Genomic DNA, 16,559 nt, shown 5'->3' with positions numbered 1-16,559 from the left:
ATGGACACGGATAAACACGAATTATTACTCATTCGTAATCGCCAAAAAAGATGTCTACGTAGTCGCGTTTTCTGGTTAATACAAAGTGTAAATGGTATTATATTGCATTGTTGATATTTAAGTCAAAAAAAGAGATGTCAGGGTACCTTGAATCCTGAGAACGATTCAGGGCACCAGAAATCTCTGTCTGAGATCTGCACAATCAAACATGCGCAATCACAGTGATGGCGGATGTGTAGCAAAAGTTCAGGAAGTGGCGGCCAGCACCTCGGCAAGGGCCCTTGGAATCTGGTGTATTATCTCAACGATCGACGAGGCAGGGGTGGGGTTGGCATAAAACCCGGCAAGGCGATTTGTCTTTGCAGCAATTTCTGCGGCCAGGGGGACGGCCATGCCACTGTCCACCAGAGCCGTTACGATACCCGTGAGGGTATCTCCGGTTCCTCCTATGGCCTCCATGGCCTCAACTTCCGGGGAGTCGACGGTTGCCAGAATGCCCTTCTCATTGGCCACATGATCACTTTTTCCCTTTACAAGGAGACAGGTTGCCCCGTTGTTGTGGAAATAGGCCCGCTGGATAAGATCTTCGGCCCTGTTTTCGTCATGGAGAATAAACCCCCGGGTATAAAAGGGATGGGGGGCTGTCTCATCGGCAAGAAAGGCAAGCTCTCCTGCATCCGGGGTAAAGAGATCATAAAAACCGGCCTGGCCACTCATCTTGGCCGCATACATGAAACCTGCATCGGCGATCATCAAAGGTTTTTTCGCCATGGCTTCCACGGCAAAAACAATCCGGTTGTGCCAGTCCACATCGGGCTGAAGATAGTGAAAGGCCAGGGTGTGAATCTCCATGGCCGGAAGGTGATCCACAAGATGACTGTAAAGCTTGCGGCTGCCCTTTCCCAGCCCGATATCTCCCACCAGAAATCCCGTAACCTCGCAATTTCCAAGGACTTCGCAGGCCTTGAGAACCGCAGCTGCAAGGGCCGGAGTTCCCCGGTTGACAGGCACATCAAGGCCTTGAATTTCAAGGACATCCCCCTTTAAACGCACCTTTCCCGACACAAGGGGAAAGGCGTCATCGGGAACAGTTCCAACTATGGCAGGCATTGTCGCTCTACCTCCTCAAGTGCAAGTTTCAGGGCATAACCACACAGGGTATGGCCCATGGTGCCGGGGCTCGGGGTATCCATGAGAGTCTGCCCCACCATGAGACCGGCAAGCCAGGGGACGTCCGGGCACCCGCCCCCGGAAACATTGACGATGACAAGACTCTCCTTGTCCACGGTAAGTTTCATGTTGGCGGCCCTGACCATGAGATAACCACCAAAGTCTTTCGTGTGAAAGAGATCCACCGGTTTTAAAAGAGGATCGTTCACCGGAACCACTTCAAGGGGAGGAATCCCCGCATCCGTGAGCAGGCGCTGGAGATGGAGTTCTTCCATCAACGGGAACTCGATGACGAGATCGCATCCGCTCTGGATTCCCGGTGGCGGCCCCATAACCCGGACAGGCCATCCCCCCTTCTTTAACACCCTTTCGGCCTGGATAACCTCGCTTGTGTTTGCAAACACAAGTATTCCCAGATCATCCCGTTTTTTTGGCGGCTCCTGCCGTTTAAAACGATTAAGCAAACGATGAATCAACATGGCAGATACACTCCGGCTCGTCCCATCTTTATCCCATCAATCTCTGGCAAGCAGGATGGTGTATTCCTCCCCGTCCTGGGTGATATCCACAAGCTGACATCCCTGGCTTACGGCAGCCCTTGAGACATTTTCCCTGGAAGCTTCGCTGTCCACCAGGACCTTAATTTCCTTTTCTGATCCGCCCTTGATTTCATTTATGGTCATCAAAACCGGCTGGGGGCAGGAAAGCCCCCTGGCATCAACGGTAACGCTCATCGTAACTCTCCTTTTTAACCCTGCTGAACTTTTCTTCTCATGAAAAAACCGATACAAAGACAAATCACCAGCCCGACAAAAACGGCTGCAATACCGTGAGGACCAACCCCCTTAGGGGAACTTGCAAGTCCGAAATTGTGGGCAACGGCGGCTCCTGCAATCATCCCAAATACAAACACGGCCGCATCCCCGTCCCCTTCACCTGCGAGGAAAAGCTGGCGTCCGGGACATCCACCCGCGAGGGCAAAGGCAAGACCAGCCACCAGCATGCCGGCAAAGTTCCAGATATGCATGGTATGGGCCACGGGCTGCCCTTCAAATCCCGGATGAAACTGACCGAGAATCAGGTTGGTTCCCAGGGCAAACACCAGAAGAGCCATGAATCCGGAGAACAGATGCACCTGGCGAAAAAGTATCAGGTCCCTCAGGGCTCCCATGGTGCAGAACCGGCTTCTCTGGGCAATAAATCCAATCACAAGAGCAATACCAAGGGAGAACAGAAGGGGTGCATGCATGGCTCCCGGTCCCTTGAGGCTGTAAAAAAGCACCCCGGTTTTGTCCTGACCGTCTACAAAGGGGTAGATGATCATGAGGGCAAGCAGGCCGACCATGATAAGGGGAAGCGTGAAACCTGCGGCTTTGGGGCCTGGCTGGGTTCGTCCAAGGGTATAGCCATTTTTCAAAAACTGCACCCCGATCCAGATGCCTGTGGCAAGGCCCAGAAGACCGACAACCGCATTCCAGTCTCCGCCGGCAATGCGCAGCACGGCGCGCCAGGGGCAGCCGAGAAACACCAGAGCGCCGATCATGGCGATCATGCCAAGGACAAACCGTACTACGGGCGCTGACCCGGACCGTGGTCGGAATTCTTTAAAGCTGAGGGCTGCAATCAGGGAACCGAGAACAAACCCGATAATCTCCGGACGCATATATTGAACCACCGCTGCCCTGTGAAACCCCAGGGCACCTGCCATATCACGCTCAAAACAGGCCACACAGATACCCATGTTTCCGGGATTCCCAAATTTTTGCAGTAAGGCTGCTGCAATGCCGATAAAGGCGCCAACTCCGATGATGCCCCACCGGGTGGCAAAAACATTTTTAACCATTTCCAGATAACCTCCAATTGTGGATGAAAAGACAGATCACATGTTTCTGAATCATGACTCATTTTTAAATAGAGTAATGTCACACTTCTTCCCCAAATTCTAATTGTTATTTGTGATCAAAAACACAAATCACATAGGGATACCCTATCTGGGGTCCTCTGCAGATCTATTGTGTGGTCAACTCTTCTTCTAAATTGTGTGATATTGTGACATGAGGGAACATCGAATATGGACGAAATGCAGGTTATTCAGGCTGCAACGGTAACCCCAGGGCTGACAGGGGTAATAACATATAGTGACCGGGAATATTTCGACTGCGGTTTCCGTCATCACTCACCAGCAGCAGGTAATCACGTCCGCCGAGGCGGACGGGCGTGATGCCTTCGGTGTTACGGAGGCTTATGTCAGGAATCTGAAGTGGACGCACCGCAGCGCCATCGCGCCCGTCCCACAACCAAAGCTGAAACGGCCGATCGGATGTTCCCTTCTTCCTGGCCTTTTGGGTAACCAGCAGATAGATGTCGAGTCTGGGCACGTAAGTGATAGCACGAATACCTCCCTTGTCCAGGTTCAATCGCAATGGTTCAGATTCAAACATCGGCTCTTCACCGTGATCAAATACGGCCGCCGGGTTACGCATAACCAAAATCAGCGAATCGCCGTCAAGGATCGGAGATCGAAGGCCGATAAGCAGCTGGCTCTTGTCCCGCTGCGAACACAAACCTTCGATGTTGAATCCTTTCTGTCCCTTGTCGTGACCTGAGCGAGCTGCCGCTTTTAATTCAGGATACGCCGTAATGATTGCCTTCCGCAGTTTGCCGAAAACTGCATAATCGCGAATCTGCCCGCTCTCAATGCGCAGGCGCACAAACCTTTCGCGGGATTTTCGGCGTTCACCGGATTCGGTGTGGGAGTGAGAGGTAATCGCATACAGGTAACCGTCAATGCCAGCTGCCAGTCCCTCCAGGTCCTCCAGGTCTTCCAGACCCCGCGACTCAGCCCGGCCAGATATCCCAGACGGCTGATCCTGCTCAGCGAGGAGCGGGCGTTGGAAAGTAATTCCTCGATCATCCGGAGCAAGTTGCACTATTACGAAGGGATCATCGGACTCATCCTGTACGAGCAACAGCCCTCCGTCGGGCAATTGGCGAACGGCAGAGGGTTCGTAGACCACTGACGAGTCTGCCTCTGAGATCAAGGGCTTCCACTCGCTATCTGCAACAGCCACTGTCGCTGCGCCCAACAGCCCTGCCAGCAGCCCAACACAAACGAACACAGACAGTTTCTGCAATCGTGCCCGCCCGACACCCTTCATGCTTTTTGTATCATTTTCAATCATTTTGTTATTCCCAGTTTTTTGCCAGGTGGTTTTCAAGTACCCTGGATTCTTGTATTTCGTTCATATTCGAGGCACAGGACGAAATTTATTACAGCCACAATTGCTATCGGAGTTCAGCACTTACCTCCAGGGATAAATTTTTTACTGTAACAAAGATAACAGGCGATTATTCAAGGTACCCTCTTTTCAAACGTACCATGCTGATAATTCTACCCTTTTACTTTTTGGAAACCCTCTTGGAGAGGTGGTTATATCCCCATATTTTCGTAGATTTTTCACGTTTTTTATTGACAGCAGAAAGAATAATTTCTACCATTATTCTTTACTCTATTTCATAGTTTAATTCGTCCGTTTTGAGCGTTCTACATCTACACTTTTCAGGCGGGCAGCTTTAAGCTGGCAGTTGTTCAACGCTCCCTGCCAGGGAAGAGCGTTCAGGGAACGCATAGAAACGGGAATGTTCCTGTCACGATATTTATAACCCGGAGAAGGAGATTCTGAAAAGAACCTCCTTCCAGGAACCGATTTTCAGATGTTCCAGATGATTGGGCCTGCCCAAAATATGGGGCCGAAGAAGAATTTTTTTTCCCGCAGACGAAGGGTGTAGATAAAGAGAATTTCTCTGCGGAAGTTTCTTTGTATGTGCAATATCCCAACGCACAAATAAAGAAAACCATAGGGGCGAAAAGCCCTGACATTCAACCCTCAGGAGGAATGCAGATGGCAGAAAAAACTTTTAAACAAGTGTGTAAATGTGAGAACTGCGGCAGCGAAGCCGAAATGACTATTACCTGTTCTCTGGTAGAGGATCAAGTTGACGAAAAGGCACCGAACCCCAAGGTGGTCAGCAAAGAAGAAGGAAAGACGAAAGGACACGCTGTTTGCAGTCACTGTGGGGGAGAGGCTGATATTTGGCTGGATACCTGATCTAAAGTCTCTTGACTTACAAATAAGAGAAAAACCTGACAAACGGCAATTAAAGAAGAGAAAGCGTCCCTCCCTTTAATTGCCGTTTCTTGCAAGTTGTGAAATATTTCTTTGTATCAGCCGCACAAGAGTCCTACGCCCCCCCGGAAGTTGCAGCTCACTCTTTTTAATATCCCTGTGTTGCACTTATTACTTGAATCCAGCCTGAGCTAAACCAGTTGCCTCGTATTGATCGAGATTGATTTGGTCGCTGCCAGGTCAACGCCCTTTGCGTCGAGTCGAGCTTCTATCTCCCACTTGAGATGCGTTGACTTATTGCTGAGGAGGCCGACCGCTGCTGTAAGAAACTGACCGGCCGTAGAGTTCAGGAATTCCGGAGATTGTACATTTGGTGTTGAGATTTCAAAGTCATATTGAGCTGTAGATCCAGCGGCGTACACCTTTGCTTCTTCCAGAAAAACTTCATCCCTGTATATTTCACGAGAATGTGTCTCCGATTCTCCATCCTCATAGGTCTTAGTGTGCTGTGTTCCAACCAGCCTCACAATAAGATTATTGCCCTCAATGACCTTTTTAGTGTGCAGATGAAAGCTGCCAGCGATGGTATCTCCTGGATTAAAAACCGTCCGGGGGAGCGAAAGCTTGAGAGATCCACGCATGAATCGGGCTATATAGTATGCTATAGCAGCCACGAGCCCTCCAGCAACTACTGCTGCAAGGGCTATAAATATTGTGTTATCAGACATCATTCATCTCCTCATGTGGTTACTAACAAACAATTTACTCACCATTCGCGTAAACTGAAAAACTATCCGGAATTACTCTCCAGGCCGGAATAGACTTCTGGTCCCAGACCAGGGAGTTCCAACATCCTTACTTGTAACGGTGAAAGTGGTGTGACATGGTGAAAGATTTGCCCGGCTAACTCGATGATCGTCAGAGTGATATGGGAATAGGCCTTCAGGATTCTTTCCGCTGTTGGAGAATCCGTTTCCTTCTTGGGATTTTCTGCGTGGAGGCCTGTGAGTTTTTCGCTATTTTGCTGTAATCCTCGACGAACGACAAACTCAATCAGCGTTAAGGCTCGCAAGGCTATACTCAGAAGATTTGTCAGACCTTCAACCTGGTCATTTCTTTTGACAAAGACAGGATCTAACTTCATAGCCTTGGCCAAGAGATATTTGCTCTCCGTTTTTGTCCAGCTTTCGGCTGAAAACAGGACGAAGTTCTCGGCTTCCATCCAGGCCTTACTGTATCCAGACAGCCATTTGGGTGGCTGTCTTACCGGTTTGAGGCAAAGGACTGAGATAGCAATGTTCGAGGCCATGCAGATGAGCCCGTGTAGCCAACGCTGACATTTTGCAGTCTCCCACGAACAGGAGTCCTTTTTTGTCTAATGCTTTCAACGCTTTATCAATGGCGGGAACGTATAAACCGTCATCGGCGCGTTCTCCAGATACTGTTGATGTCGCCAGTGGAAATCCCAGGGGATCAAGGCCTGCCATCATGATTTTTACCTGTCTAAGTGCCTGATTATCCTTACTGTTTCCGAATTGAAACAAGCTGCCTGATCCGGCATCATGATAACCAGAAACCGTTGTAGCATCGACACGTACTATTTTTTGATCAAGATCGTAAACTTGAATAGAATTCTTCCCAAGCCCGATTTCGACATCCTGCCAATGTCCGGGATTACTCAGTTTTCTGAGCAGGAGAGTCAATCGATCATCGGTAAAATCTGTTTCACGGATGTCCTGTCCGGTAATTTTTTCCAGAGTAGAATGCGCTTGCCTCACCCAATCACGGACAGTGAGTTTTCGATGATCACCTTGAAAGATAATATGAGCAAGCCAAATAGTACCTATCCACCCCCAGCCTAAACCTTGATGATGCCCATGACGTGGGAGATGAGCATCAAACAGCTCTACCACACCCATTCGTTTGAGAAGGCCAATCAGCAGGACAAAATCATCAATTCTTTCGGTTAAAACTTTTGGTATAGTAGTCATCTCGGCAGTTAATCAAAAAAAAGAATAAATTGAAATAATTTTACGCGAATGGTGAGTTATATCTATGCCTCAATTACTCCAACATCCTTAAGGCTATCGCAGTGATTTAGTAAATCTCCTGGAAATGTAAACATATTTTCATTGTCACTTATATTTTGTAGAATTTCATGTGTGTTTTTGTGGTGGGAGCCATTCATTTTTTGGGGATTTGAAAGAGATAAATCATACGCATGGGCGAATTGAGCAACAGCCTCCACAAGCTCATCTGTAATCTTCGTAGAAGATGCGTTGGTACTTAATAAATGAAAAGCATCTTTTAGTTCTTTGCACAGTTCTTCTCCTGAGAGAGATGAGTCATCCTGTATTTTTAGATTTGGCGTAAGTAAGGCTTGTAAATGTGATCTTTCACCATTCTCGATAATTTGCATTACCTGGCCTATTATATTATTGTTTCTGTCAATCTGATTCGTCGCCGTTTTTTGTAAAACACCATGTTCAATTTTTAATTTATATTTACCCCCAGCTTTAGCATAGCATTGTGCAACGAACTGAGAACAAACCATTGGTGACTTATCTGGATATTGGTGTTTTTCTAAGTATTTAACGATAGATGCCGTTATCTTTTTTAAAATTTTCACCATCGCTCTTTGTACCAAACTATCTGGTGTAAACTTTTTATACATCAACAATAAACCAACGATATAGAGGCCGCTATTATCATACGGCTCATTATCATTTAAATAAGATTTTGATGCTTCAATTACAGGATCTAGAGGCAAGTCTTCCTTTAGACGTCGTACATTAATTTTTCTTCCTTTAAAACGTTTATCTGCATTATTTGTTGTAACCTGAGGGGGTGTTTCTTCAATAATAGATTTTTCTTTATCATCATAATACATGGCTGCATGACTTACAGATGCATCTGTTAAATATGTTATTGCCCATGAAATAAAGCTTCCCTTCTCTGCTGAAAAGAGAAGAATGTCACCTGGTTTAAGATCTTTGATATTCATTAGTTTTTTCCTCCTTGTTTAGAGTAGCAGATAGACCTGACATTGGTCTGAAACATAACAAGTTAATATCTATTTCCCTGGTATCCACACAATTACCAGCGCATTGAGAATGTAAATACAATTAAATACGGTCATTTTCAATCTGATATCACTTACTGTCGTTTCACCCTGTTTTTCTCTGTCAGACACCATTGAACATTGAAGAACCAGCCTTTCGCCCATCTTCTTCGTTACAGCCAAAAATTTATCCTCGTATATAGAACTTTATATGCATGCGGTAAAATTCCTTCTGCGCTTCGAATATGAACGAAATACAAGGTTCTTCAAGGTGTTCACCATTCTGTTGGCCTTCACAAAATCAGGTAGAACTGCCAGGCAGGCCTTACTTTGAATTCGCAGCTTCTTCTCGAGAAAAGAGAGGAAATCACCCCTCCCCGGCCCGACATTAAAACACCCGATAATTGATTTCCGGAGCCTTCGAGCACCTTTGTGAATCAATTCGATAATAAGATTATCCTATTGCTTGGAAATAAACACACTTTGTGTCAATTAACTCTATTTTTCTTGCTAAATTGCGGCGCAAACGCCCTCTTCTCTCCTGTCAAGATCCCCTGCAGGCTTGCGCTGCAATCTCAGCGACCTTTCAGTGAACTGCACTTTTATCTCTTCTTCCCTCCCCGCCACTGCCTGCCTCGCACTCTCCTGCTGGATTTTCTCCGCCAGCAAGGGTAAAAGAAATACTGGTGCGGGCTCTCTCCCGCAATTCTCCAACCTCCATCACAGGTGAACAGATCATGACACCCCTCACATATTTTCTCCCCCTTGCCGCAGCCCTCACCCTCTGCGGCTGTGCAGCGCATCCCAATTACTCCATAGAGCACAGCGCTGATTACTTCATGGAACATCCTGAATTCAGCCATGGGAAAACCATCGACTGTATGGCCGCCGCCACCCTCGAGGTCATGCGGGAAGATCTCTCCGCCGAAAAGGCCGCCGTGCGCCGATCCGAACTGCTCAGCGCCGATCCCCAGTGCGTTGCCGCACGCCGCAGTTATTATATCCTCGGCCGGGCAGGGAAGCTGGAAAAAATCACGCAGAGTGAAGTCGCCATGAGAATGCACGAGCGTCTGCTCAAAGACCCGCAACTGACCCGCACCCTGAGCCTGCAGTGTTATCAGGAAGCATGGAAAACCATCCAGAAGGAACACGTCCCGCGCGTTTATGTCTCGAATCGCCTTGAAGAACTGCTTGCCTCTTCCCCCCGCTGCACCCTTGCCAGCACCGCTTATGACGAATTAAAGGAGAAGGGAAAAATCGTCGGCTTTGAACAGCGCGAACTCTCTGGAGAGTGGAAGCCTGATGCCGGCATCGGCGGCTGGGGCCCGGAAGAGGAAATGGACGGCTGGGACTTTGATAAAAAGGAGGAAGATTCCTGGGGGGAAGACAACTGGTAAAGATAACCGTATATCAGCTCTTTTGGTGACATTTTCTTTGTCTTTTTGTCCCCTCTCCGTGGAGAAATATCCTATAAGCATATAGAATTACACAATTTATCTCTATATCATTTTTTTATATGATTTAGTTCAGTTATTTCTTGACTCGTCCTCTAAAGCTACATACTATGTTAGAGTAATGTTATTTTGGGGAGTATATTCATTGTTATCGATAACCCTTCATGGACATCTGAAAAGCAGCCCCCATAGGTGTCCGTTTCTATAAATTTTGCAGTAACAGGAGTGATTGTCATGTTGGAATTAAAAAAAGGAAAAGATCTGCTTTCCACTATCGGTGGAATACGAACCCTGCAACAGGCTCAGGAAGTTTTCGCCGACAAGTTGAACCGTGAAAATCTTACCAAGCTGAACACCATCAAAAACGAAGAGGCATTGATTAAAATTGCCAATGCCATCGTCATGTGCAACCCGGATACAGTGCTGGTCAACAGTGGTTCCGAAGCTGACCGTAATCGCATCCGCAAATATGCCATTGCCAAAAAAGAAGAGAAACGACTGACCAAAGATGGTCACACCATCCACTTCGATCTTCCCGAAGATCAGGCCCGCCTTGTCAACCAGACCTTCTACATCACCAACGAAGGCGAAAGCCTGAATTCTCTGGCAAAGGGGATTTCCCGCACAGATGCCATGGACTATGTGAAAGAGGAAATGCCCGGCATCATGGAGGGAATGACTCTTATTGTCGGTTTTTACAGCCGTGGTCCGGTGGGCGCTGAGGGAGCTATCCCGGCTATTGAAATGTCATCTTCCGGATATGTTCTCCATTCCGCCGAGATTCTCTACCGCAACTGTTTTGCCGACTTCGACAAAGAAGTTGAACGTGTTGGCTTCTTCTTCACCAACGTTCACTCCGAGGGTGAGAATATCTCTGAAAACGTGCCGAAGGCGCGTATCTTCATGGATCGCAGCTGGTTCACCACCTATTGCACCTACTGCACCTACGCCGGGAATACCCTGCTGCTGAAAAAAGGGAATCACCGCTTCGCCGTTGACTACTGCACCTACTACAAGCGGGAACAACAGCTCTCCGAACACATGTTTATCACCGGCATGACCGGCCCCAACGGCCGCAAAACCTTTTTCTGTGGTTCTGCTCCATCCGGCTGCGGCAAGACAACTACTGCCATGGTCGGTTCTGACTTTATCGGCGACGACCTCGCGCAGTTATGGATTGACAAGGATGGTGTTCTCCGTGCCATCAATCCGGAAAACGGCATCTTTGGAATTCTCCAGGATGTCAACCGTGAAGGTGATCCCCATCTGATGGACTGTCTGCGTGGTGACGGTACTGAGGTTATCTGGACTAATGTCATGGTCAACGATGGCTCTCCCTACTGGGTAGGTAACGGTGAAAATTGCCCAAACACCGGATTTAATTTTCAAGGCGAGTGGTATGAAGGGAAAAAGGACAAGGATGGCAACCCCGTTCCCATGTCCAGTAAGAACTCCCGCTGTACCCTGCTTGCCTCTGCCATTTCCAACCACAACACTCAACTGGCAGAAGATCCTAAAGGGGTTCCGGTAAAGGTTATCACCTACTCCGGCCGTGATGGTGATACCATGCCGCCGGTACGGGTAGCCCGTAACTCCGATGAAGGCGTAGTTATTGGTGCCTCTGTTGTTTCCAAAGCGACTGCCACGGAAGTTGGTGTTTCAGGGGTTCGCCGTCAGCCATGGGCCAACGCCCCCTTCATCCCCGGTTCTCTCGCCGGTTATATGAATGCACAGTTCCAATTCTTCAACTCAAAGAAATTCTCTGACGAAACCCGTCCGATCATCGCCGGTCTCAATTACTTCCTTACCTATGGTAATCGTGGTGGAAGTGGTGACGGACTGCTTGGTGAGAAAAAAGATGTGAAGGTATGGCTTGGCTGGCTTGACCTCTATGTCCACGGAGATGTGCAGGCACTGGAAACCCCGATCGGATACATGCCAAAATATGAAGATCTGAAAAAACTTTTTGCCGGAATAGATAAAGAGTATCCCCGCGAAATTTATGACATGCAGTTCGCCATCTATGTAGACAAAATCATTGAGCGCATTGATATGCAAAGTGATGCATACCGTAAGGAGCAGCACATTTCGGTGCACTTCTTCGATCTTCTCGCCACAAAGCGCGCTGAGCTTATAAAGCTTAAAGAAAAATTTGGTTCCATCGTGCAAATCAAAGAATTTGAATAATTCTCTGGCAGCCCGTCGCAGGTTTATTTTCCTCCTGCGACGGGTTTTTTGTGCGGACTTCATCGTTCTAAAGAGCGCGGGGAGAGTTGACGAAAGGTGCGGGTGTTGTACTGTGTGAAGATAATTTTTCTTCTTTCACACTTCACTCCCGATTGCTTTGAATCCTTCGCCCGCTGACCATAGTTCTGAAAACGAAGAGATGCTCTTCCGCCATTTCCACGATCCCGAGCAACTCAACACGTCTTCCCTCGTCCTCTCTTCCGCCTCTCTGCCCTATCGTGTAGTTATCATCGACCGACACAACTTTTCCCTTTATATTCAACACCGCTGGCTGGAGAAAGCCGAGTATCAGCTTGCCGCCTATGAGGAAGAGTCCCGCCACTGGCCGCCGCCGAAACCGGTGAATCTCTCAGTAGATTTTCAACCGCTGTTCAAGGCGATGACGCCAACATTCATTACAGCCCTTGCCCTTTTTTATATGAAAAGCGGTGACTGGAACACCCGGAATATCTGGTTTACAGCCGGTGCAGGGGATGCGGACAAGATCCTCGACGGTCAATGGTATCGACTGGTGACGGCCCTCACTCTCCATGCAGATGCCTTGCATCTGCTCAGCAATCTTGCCATCGGGGCAGTCTTCCTGCACTACTTCTTCGCCATTACCGGCAGCGGTTTCGGGTTCGCTGCCATTCTCTTCACCGGCGCGCTGGCCAGCCTCTTCAATGTTCTCATTCATGGTGGTAACCACCTTTTTGTCGGCTTTTCCACGGCCCTCTTTGCGGTAGCCGGAATGCTCTGTACCATCGGTTTGAGCCGCCCGACAGAAGCAGGAGAATCATGGCGGCGTCGATGTGTTCGTCTGCTTCTGCCTCTGATGGGCGGGCTTTCCCTGCTCGCCATGCTCGGCTCAAGCGGTGAACGCACCGACCTCGGTGGACATTTCTTCGGTCTGCTCACGGGACTTGCAGTCGGTAACGTTGTTCATTTAGATGCGTTTAACCACTGGCGGCGCAGCGCTTTTCTACAGACTCTTTTCGTCGCCGCCTCACTCTTTACCGTTATCCTCTGCTGGCGAATGGCTTTCTCAATTCGTTGAAGCCCCGGCCTGATAACGATTATATTGCAATCAGACCTGCAAATTATTAGGTTGAAAGATGCGTTATCAACCAACCACCACAACATGGAGAATTTACATGTCCAATCAGGATCAGCAACCACCCTGGGGCAAGAAAAAGCCGCAGAAAACAGAGGATTTCCTTGCCCAGCTCATTGACTGGCTGCAAGATTTCTTCTCCAATGAAAAACAGGGCGGTTCCATCAATACCCCGCCACCTGAAGGCTCACCACAATCACCCTTTGCCGCCGTCAGCCGGGTGCTTGCTGTAGCCCTCGCCTTCGTGGTCCTTTATGGCGTATACGCTTCTTTCTATAAAATTGAACCCGGCAAGGTGGGTGTTGTCCTCCGCCTCGGCCAATATTACAGTACCACCCAGCCTGGCCTGCATTTCAAGATTCCCTACGTCGACCAGCTCACCAAGGTTGACGTAGAGCGGGTGCGTAAAGAAGAGTTCGGCTTCGGTGCCCGCGGAGGAAGTAACTATTCCGTCCGCGACGATGATCCCAGCGTGGAAGCCCTCATGATGACCGCAGATAAAAACGTCATCAGCGTTGCGTGGATTGTGCAATATCGCGTTGGCGATCCCTGGGCATGGCTCTTTGTCGTCCAGAATCCCCGCCAGGCGATCCACGACATGTCGGAGAGTGTAACTCGTCGAATTGTGGGCAATATGGATTTTGACTATGTCCTCAGTAACCGTGAACTCCTTGCAGCCAGGGTAAAGAAAGAGCTGCAGGATATGCTTGACGGGCTCTTCCCGAAAGGTCGCAGCGGTATCAATATTGGGACCGTCCAGTTCAAAGATATCAACCCGCCTGAACCTGTAAAACCAGCCTTCAACGAAGTGAACGAGGCGGATCAGGATATGAAACGTCTGGTCAACACCGCCCAGGAGGTTTATAACCGCGAGATTCCGAAAGCCCGTGGTAACGCCAAGAAAATTGTTGAAGAAGCATACGGTTACAAAGCGCAACGAATAAATGAAGCTACTGGTGAAAGCCAGCGTTTCCGAGACATTCTCAAGGCCTACCAGGTTGCGCCGGTAGTCACCCGCCGTCGGATGTATATCGAGACCATGGAGCAGGTTATGCCAGGTGTGAAAAACGTTTATGTCATTGATAAAAATCAGCAGCAATCGCCAATTCCACTGCTCAATCTCGGCCAGCCTGTACTGCCGCAGAGCACTAAGGAGAAGCCATGAAAAAGTATGGACCATTGGCCCTCATAGGCCTCATTCTGATCGCCATTGCCGTCTTTTATGATGGTTTCTTTATCCTTGTGGAAGGACGTCAGGCGGTAATCACTCAATTCGGTGCACCGGTAGGCGAGCCGGTCACTGAGGCGGGATTGCATCTCAAAATTCCGTTCATCCAGAAAATCGCGCTTTTTGAGAAAAAAATCCTCATCTGGGACGGAGATCCAAATCAGATCCCGACGAATGACAAAACGTACATTTATCTTGATGTCACTGCCCGCTGGCGCATTTCCGACGCGCTGAAATTTCTACAGGCGGTAAACGATGAAAAGCGGGCACAGTCGCTGCTCTCCGACATCATTGATGGTACGGTACGAGACTATGTCAGTAAGAACAACCTGATTGAGATCATCCGCAGTTCGGACTGGTCTCCCGAGACCATGTCCAAGAGCATCTCCGGGGATGCCCTCGGAGTTAAGCCGAAACTGGGCCGCGACGAGTTAACTCGTCTGATTCGTGAAGCCGCGTCGCAGGAAACGGTGCAGTATGGCATCGAACTGATTGACGTAATGATCAAGAGGGTCAACTACATTGAGTCGGTGCGTCAGAAAGTTTACGCCCGGATGATTTCAGAACGGAAGCGGATTGCCGCTAAAAAGCGTTCCCTCGGGGAAGGAGAAAAGGCCAACATCCTCGGGAAGGTGCAACGGACATTGCAGGAGATCACCTCCAGCGCCAACAAAGATGCAATGACCATTCGAGGGAAGGCGGACGCCGCAGCCTCCACCATCTATGCCAACGCATATTCCCTTGACCCGGAGTTTTACTCTTTTCAGAAAACCCTCGAGAGTTACAGCAAAATCGTGGGTAAAAATTCCACGATGATTCTCTCATCGGATTCAGAACTCTACAAGTATATACAGAGTGTAAGCGGCAAATAAGCAGCAGGACTTTTAAGCTTTTTTGTCACCTTCATCCAGCCCCCTGCTTGTCCCCGGATAAGCAGGGGCCTGTTCTGGTAAGAACGGAATCCTTCCCTTCTCAGCCAGCAGGTCCGCAAAAGTCGCCACCTGTTCCGCAGTTTCAATTTCCTCTACATCAAGTTTTTCAAAACGGCAGTTGCAGGACTTCAACTGACCTTTGCACCACGGGCAGACCTCTACCACACAGCCCAGCAGGTGCTCCTCTCCCACCGGAACACCACAGACCGGGCAGTGAGTGAGGGGCATACCCTCCCACGGATACTCCTTCAGCTTCTCCACTGACGGGCAGTTTTCATGAAACTCTTTCAACGTGCTCCAGCCAAGAAAATACATCACCTCCGGCGGAACCTCCCCGGGGACCTCGACACCGTATTCGCCGATCAACGCCACGCTGTCCACTGTCACCGCGTAGAGCCAGCTATGGCCAGTAGTGGTGAGAACAAGGAAGTGGACATCCTGCTTGAAACTGAGTTCCGACACACGGGTTACTGCCTCTTCAAAGGCATCGGGCAGAGCCGTGTAGTAGTCACGCAACAGGCAAAGGACAATTTCATCCTTGCCATATTTTTCCACCAGTTCTACGGCTGACGCCTGGTCTGTCTCCGGGACGGCAAAGGGAAGATATGTCTTTATTTCTTTGACAAGGTTCTCTGTTTTCATACATGCTCCTTTTCTGATTAACAGCACCCTGCCCTCCTGAAAGTGTGGAGTAAAGGTACCGGCTGTTATTGTTATCGATTTCAGGGGGACATCGAATACTCACTCATCTTCTTCGTTACAGTCAAAAATCTATCTTCGCTGGTAAGCGCCAGACTCCAGGTAAACGCCAGACTCCAGGTAAACGCCAGACTCCGGGTAAGCGCCAGACTCCGATATTAAAAGTTATTTCTCCTGTGCCTCGCATATAAACGAAATACAAGGTTCTTCAAGGTATCCTTTATCCGTTTTTTACACTGACCATTTTTGCAGGTGAGCTATTGTAATCACGACTGCCCCGCCTGTCGAAAAGTCTTCAGGGAACATCAAAGAACCCAGTAGTGTCCGGTTAAGATTTTGCATGTAGAAAAAAATAAATTACAAGGAGAAGCTTTTTTCTTGACAAATAAGTGAAATTCCGAGTTTGCCCTCTTTAAAAGATTAATCTTCTAAGGAGGTTACGATGGATTTTGTAACTTTTCGCTCCCGGCGATATGCTGTCCCATCACAAACACACTTACTCAAACCAACAAAGCAGGCCTTGGTCAATGCACCACCGCTTCGATCAA

General features: G+C 48.7%; 17 protein-coding genes. 6 read left to right on the top strand and 11 right to left on the bottom strand.

Features of this window, described 5'->3' with window-relative positions:
* Positions 1-246: 246 nt before the first annotated feature.
* The 5 genes from JWG39_RS11005 to JWG39_RS10985 all read right to left on the bottom strand — a co-directional run bounded on the left by JWG39_RS11005 (position 247) and on the right by JWG39_RS10985 (position 4,289).
* Positions 247-1,110, bottom strand: a complete 864-nt coding sequence (locus JWG39_RS11005; protein ID WP_205219455.1) for an NAD(P)H-hydrate dehydratase — start codon at positions 1,108-1,110, stop codon at positions 247-249.
* Positions 1,098-1,649 carry a putative Se/S carrier protein gene (locus JWG39_RS11000; RefSeq protein WP_205219454.1) on the bottom strand — a complete coding sequence of 184 codons (552 nt, stop codon included), beginning with the start codon at positions 1,647-1,649 and terminating at the stop codon, positions 1,098-1,100. The genes JWG39_RS11005 and JWG39_RS11000 overlap by 13 nt, the downstream gene beginning before the upstream one ends.
* A gap of 36 nt (positions 1,650-1,685) precedes the next feature.
* A complete protein-coding gene (locus JWG39_RS10995; RefSeq protein WP_205219453.1) occupies positions 1,686-1,904 on the bottom strand; it encodes a sulfurtransferase TusA family protein in 219 nt (72 codons plus the stop codon).
* Positions 1,905-1,918: 14 nt separating this feature from the next.
* Positions 1,919-3,013 (bottom strand): YedE family putative selenium transporter, encoded by a 1,095-nt coding sequence (yedE, locus tag JWG39_RS10990; protein WP_205219452.1) that lies wholly within the window; start codon positions 3,011-3,013, stop codon positions 1,919-1,921.
* A 244-nt stretch (positions 3,014-3,257) separates the two neighbouring features.
* Positions 3,258-4,289 carry a DUF3616 domain-containing protein gene (locus JWG39_RS10985; protein WP_205219451.1) on the bottom strand — a complete coding sequence of 344 codons (1,032 nt, stop codon included), beginning with the start codon at positions 4,287-4,289 and terminating at the stop codon, positions 3,258-3,260.
* Between the two features lie 783 nt (positions 4,290-5,072).
* Here JWG39_RS10985 and JWG39_RS10980 point away from each other — a divergent pair.
* Positions 5,073-5,279, top strand: coding sequence for a hypothetical protein (locus JWG39_RS10980; protein ID WP_205219450.1), 207 nt, complete (start codon positions 5,073-5,075; stop codon positions 5,277-5,279).
* Positions 5,280-5,488: 209 nt separating this feature from the next.
* Here JWG39_RS10980 and JWG39_RS10975 read toward each other — a convergent pair whose 3' ends face one another.
* From JWG39_RS10975 to JWG39_RS10955, 5 genes are all read right to left on the bottom strand, one after another.
* Positions 5,489-5,971, bottom strand: coding sequence for a hypothetical protein (locus tag JWG39_RS10975; protein ID WP_205219449.1), 483 nt, complete (start codon positions 5,969-5,971; stop codon positions 5,489-5,491).
* Positions 5,972-6,087: 116 nt separating this feature from the next.
* Positions 6,088-6,519 (bottom strand): hypothetical protein, encoded by a 432-nt coding sequence (locus JWG39_RS10970; protein WP_205219448.1) that lies wholly within the window; start codon positions 6,517-6,519, stop codon positions 6,088-6,090.
* A 7-nt stretch (positions 6,520-6,526) separates the two neighbouring features.
* Positions 6,527-7,288, bottom strand: a complete 762-nt coding sequence (locus tag JWG39_RS10965) for an IS1634 family transposase (protein ID WP_205219447.1) — start codon at positions 7,286-7,288, stop codon at positions 6,527-6,529.
* A 62-nt stretch (positions 7,289-7,350) separates the two neighbouring features.
* Positions 7,351-8,301 carry a hypothetical protein gene (locus JWG39_RS10960; RefSeq protein WP_205219446.1) on the bottom strand — a complete coding sequence of 317 codons (951 nt, stop codon included), beginning with the start codon at positions 8,299-8,301 and terminating at the stop codon, positions 7,351-7,353.
* 643 nt (positions 8,302-8,944) lie between these two features.
* A complete protein-coding gene (locus JWG39_RS10955) occupies positions 8,945-9,097 on the bottom strand; it encodes a hypothetical protein (protein WP_205219445.1) in 153 nt (50 codons plus the stop codon).
* Here JWG39_RS10955 and JWG39_RS10950 point away from each other — a divergent pair.
* From JWG39_RS10950 to hflC, 5 genes are all read left to right on the top strand, one after another.
* The gene (locus JWG39_RS10950) at positions 9,096-9,755 is read left to right on the top strand and encodes a hypothetical protein (RefSeq protein ID WP_205219444.1); all 660 of its coding nucleotides are present in this window, start codon (positions 9,096-9,098) and stop codon (positions 9,753-9,755) included. The two genes, JWG39_RS10955 and JWG39_RS10950, sit on opposite strands and share 2 nt — an antisense overlap.
* 291 nt (positions 9,756-10,046) lie before the next feature.
* Entirely contained in the window at positions 10,047-11,999 is a 1,953-nt protein-coding gene (locus tag JWG39_RS10945) for a phosphoenolpyruvate carboxykinase (GTP) (RefSeq protein ID WP_205219443.1), read from the top strand.
* A 199-nt stretch (positions 12,000-12,198) separates the two neighbouring features.
* Positions 12,199-13,095 carry a rhomboid family intramembrane serine protease gene (locus tag JWG39_RS10940; RefSeq protein ID WP_205219442.1) on the top strand — a complete coding sequence of 299 codons (897 nt, stop codon included), beginning with the start codon at positions 12,199-12,201 and terminating at the stop codon, positions 13,093-13,095.
* 97 nt (positions 13,096-13,192) lie between these two features.
* On the top strand, positions 13,193-14,317 hold the full coding sequence (gene hflK, locus JWG39_RS10935) for an FtsH protease activity modulator HflK (RefSeq protein ID WP_205219441.1): 1,125 nt from the start codon (positions 13,193-13,195) through the stop codon (positions 14,315-14,317).
* The gene (gene hflC / locus JWG39_RS10930; protein ID WP_205219440.1) at positions 14,314-15,252 is read left to right on the top strand and encodes a protease modulator HflC; all 939 of its coding nucleotides are present in this window, start codon (positions 14,314-14,316) and stop codon (positions 15,250-15,252) included. Before hflK ends, hflC begins: the two co-directional genes overlap by 4 nt.
* A 12-nt stretch (positions 15,253-15,264) precedes the next feature.
* Here hflC and JWG39_RS10925 read toward each other — a convergent pair whose 3' ends face one another.
* On the bottom strand, positions 15,265-15,954 hold the full coding sequence (locus JWG39_RS10925) for a hypothetical protein (protein WP_205219439.1): 690 nt from the start codon (positions 15,952-15,954) through the stop codon (positions 15,265-15,267).
* Positions 15,955-16,559 lie beyond the last annotated feature (605 nt).

Source organism: Desulforhopalus vacuolatus (assembly GCF_016918505.1).
GTDB classification, from domain to species: Bacteria; Desulfobacterota; Desulfobulbia; order Desulfobulbales; family Desulfocapsaceae; genus Desulforhopalus; species Desulforhopalus vacuolatus.
The sequence above is the reverse complement of the archived record's forward strand: the minus strand, read 5'-3'. Positions and strand labels throughout refer to the sequence as shown.

Coding starts and splice junctions, on each gene's coding strand:
- JWG39_RS10955 (WP_205219445.1), bottom strand. CDS start 9,097: ATGATCTGTTCACCTGTGATGGAGGTTGGAGAATTGCGGGAGAGAGCC.
- JWG39_RS10970 (WP_205219448.1), bottom strand. CDS start 6,519: ATGGAAGCCGAGAACTTCGTCCTGTTTTCAGCCGAAAGCTGGACAAAA.
- hflK (WP_205219441.1), top strand. CDS start 13,193: ATGTCCAATCAGGATCAGCAACCACCCTGGGGCAAGAAAAAGCCGCAG.
- JWG39_RS10960 (WP_205219446.1), bottom strand. CDS start 8,301: ATGAATATCAAAGATCTTAAACCAGGTGACATTCTTCTCTTTTCAGCA.
- hflC (WP_205219440.1), top strand. CDS start 14,314: ATGAAAAAGTATGGACCATTGGCCCTCATAGGCCTCATTCTGATCGCC.
- JWG39_RS10965 (WP_205219447.1), bottom strand. CDS start 7,288: ATGACTACTATACCAAAAGTTTTAACCGAAAGAATTGATGATTTTGTC.
- JWG39_RS10950 (WP_205219444.1), top strand. CDS start 9,096: ATGACACCCCTCACATATTTTCTCCCCCTTGCCGCAGCCCTCACCCTC.
- JWG39_RS10940 (WP_205219442.1), top strand. CDS start 12,199: ATGCTCTTCCGCCATTTCCACGATCCCGAGCAACTCAACACGTCTTCC.
- JWG39_RS11000 (WP_205219454.1), bottom strand. CDS start 1,649: ATGTTGATTCATCGTTTGCTTAATCGTTTTAAACGGCAGGAGCCGCCA.
- yedE (WP_205219452.1), bottom strand. CDS start 3,013: ATGGTTAAAAATGTTTTTGCCACCCGGTGGGGCATCATCGGAGTTGGC.
- JWG39_RS10925 (WP_205219439.1), bottom strand. CDS start 15,954: ATGAAAACAGAGAACCTTGTCAAAGAAATAAAGACATATCTTCCCTTT.
- JWG39_RS10995 (WP_205219453.1), bottom strand. CDS start 1,904: ATGAGCGTTACCGTTGATGCCAGGGGGCTTTCCTGCCCCCAGCCGGTT.
- JWG39_RS10945 (WP_205219443.1), top strand. CDS start 10,047: ATGTTGGAATTAAAAAAAGGAAAAGATCTGCTTTCCACTATCGGTGGA.
- JWG39_RS11005 (WP_205219455.1), bottom strand. CDS start 1,110: ATGCCTGCCATAGTTGGAACTGTTCCCGATGACGCCTTTCCCCTTGTG.
- JWG39_RS10980 (WP_205219450.1), top strand. CDS start 5,073: ATGGCAGAAAAAACTTTTAAACAAGTGTGTAAATGTGAGAACTGCGGC.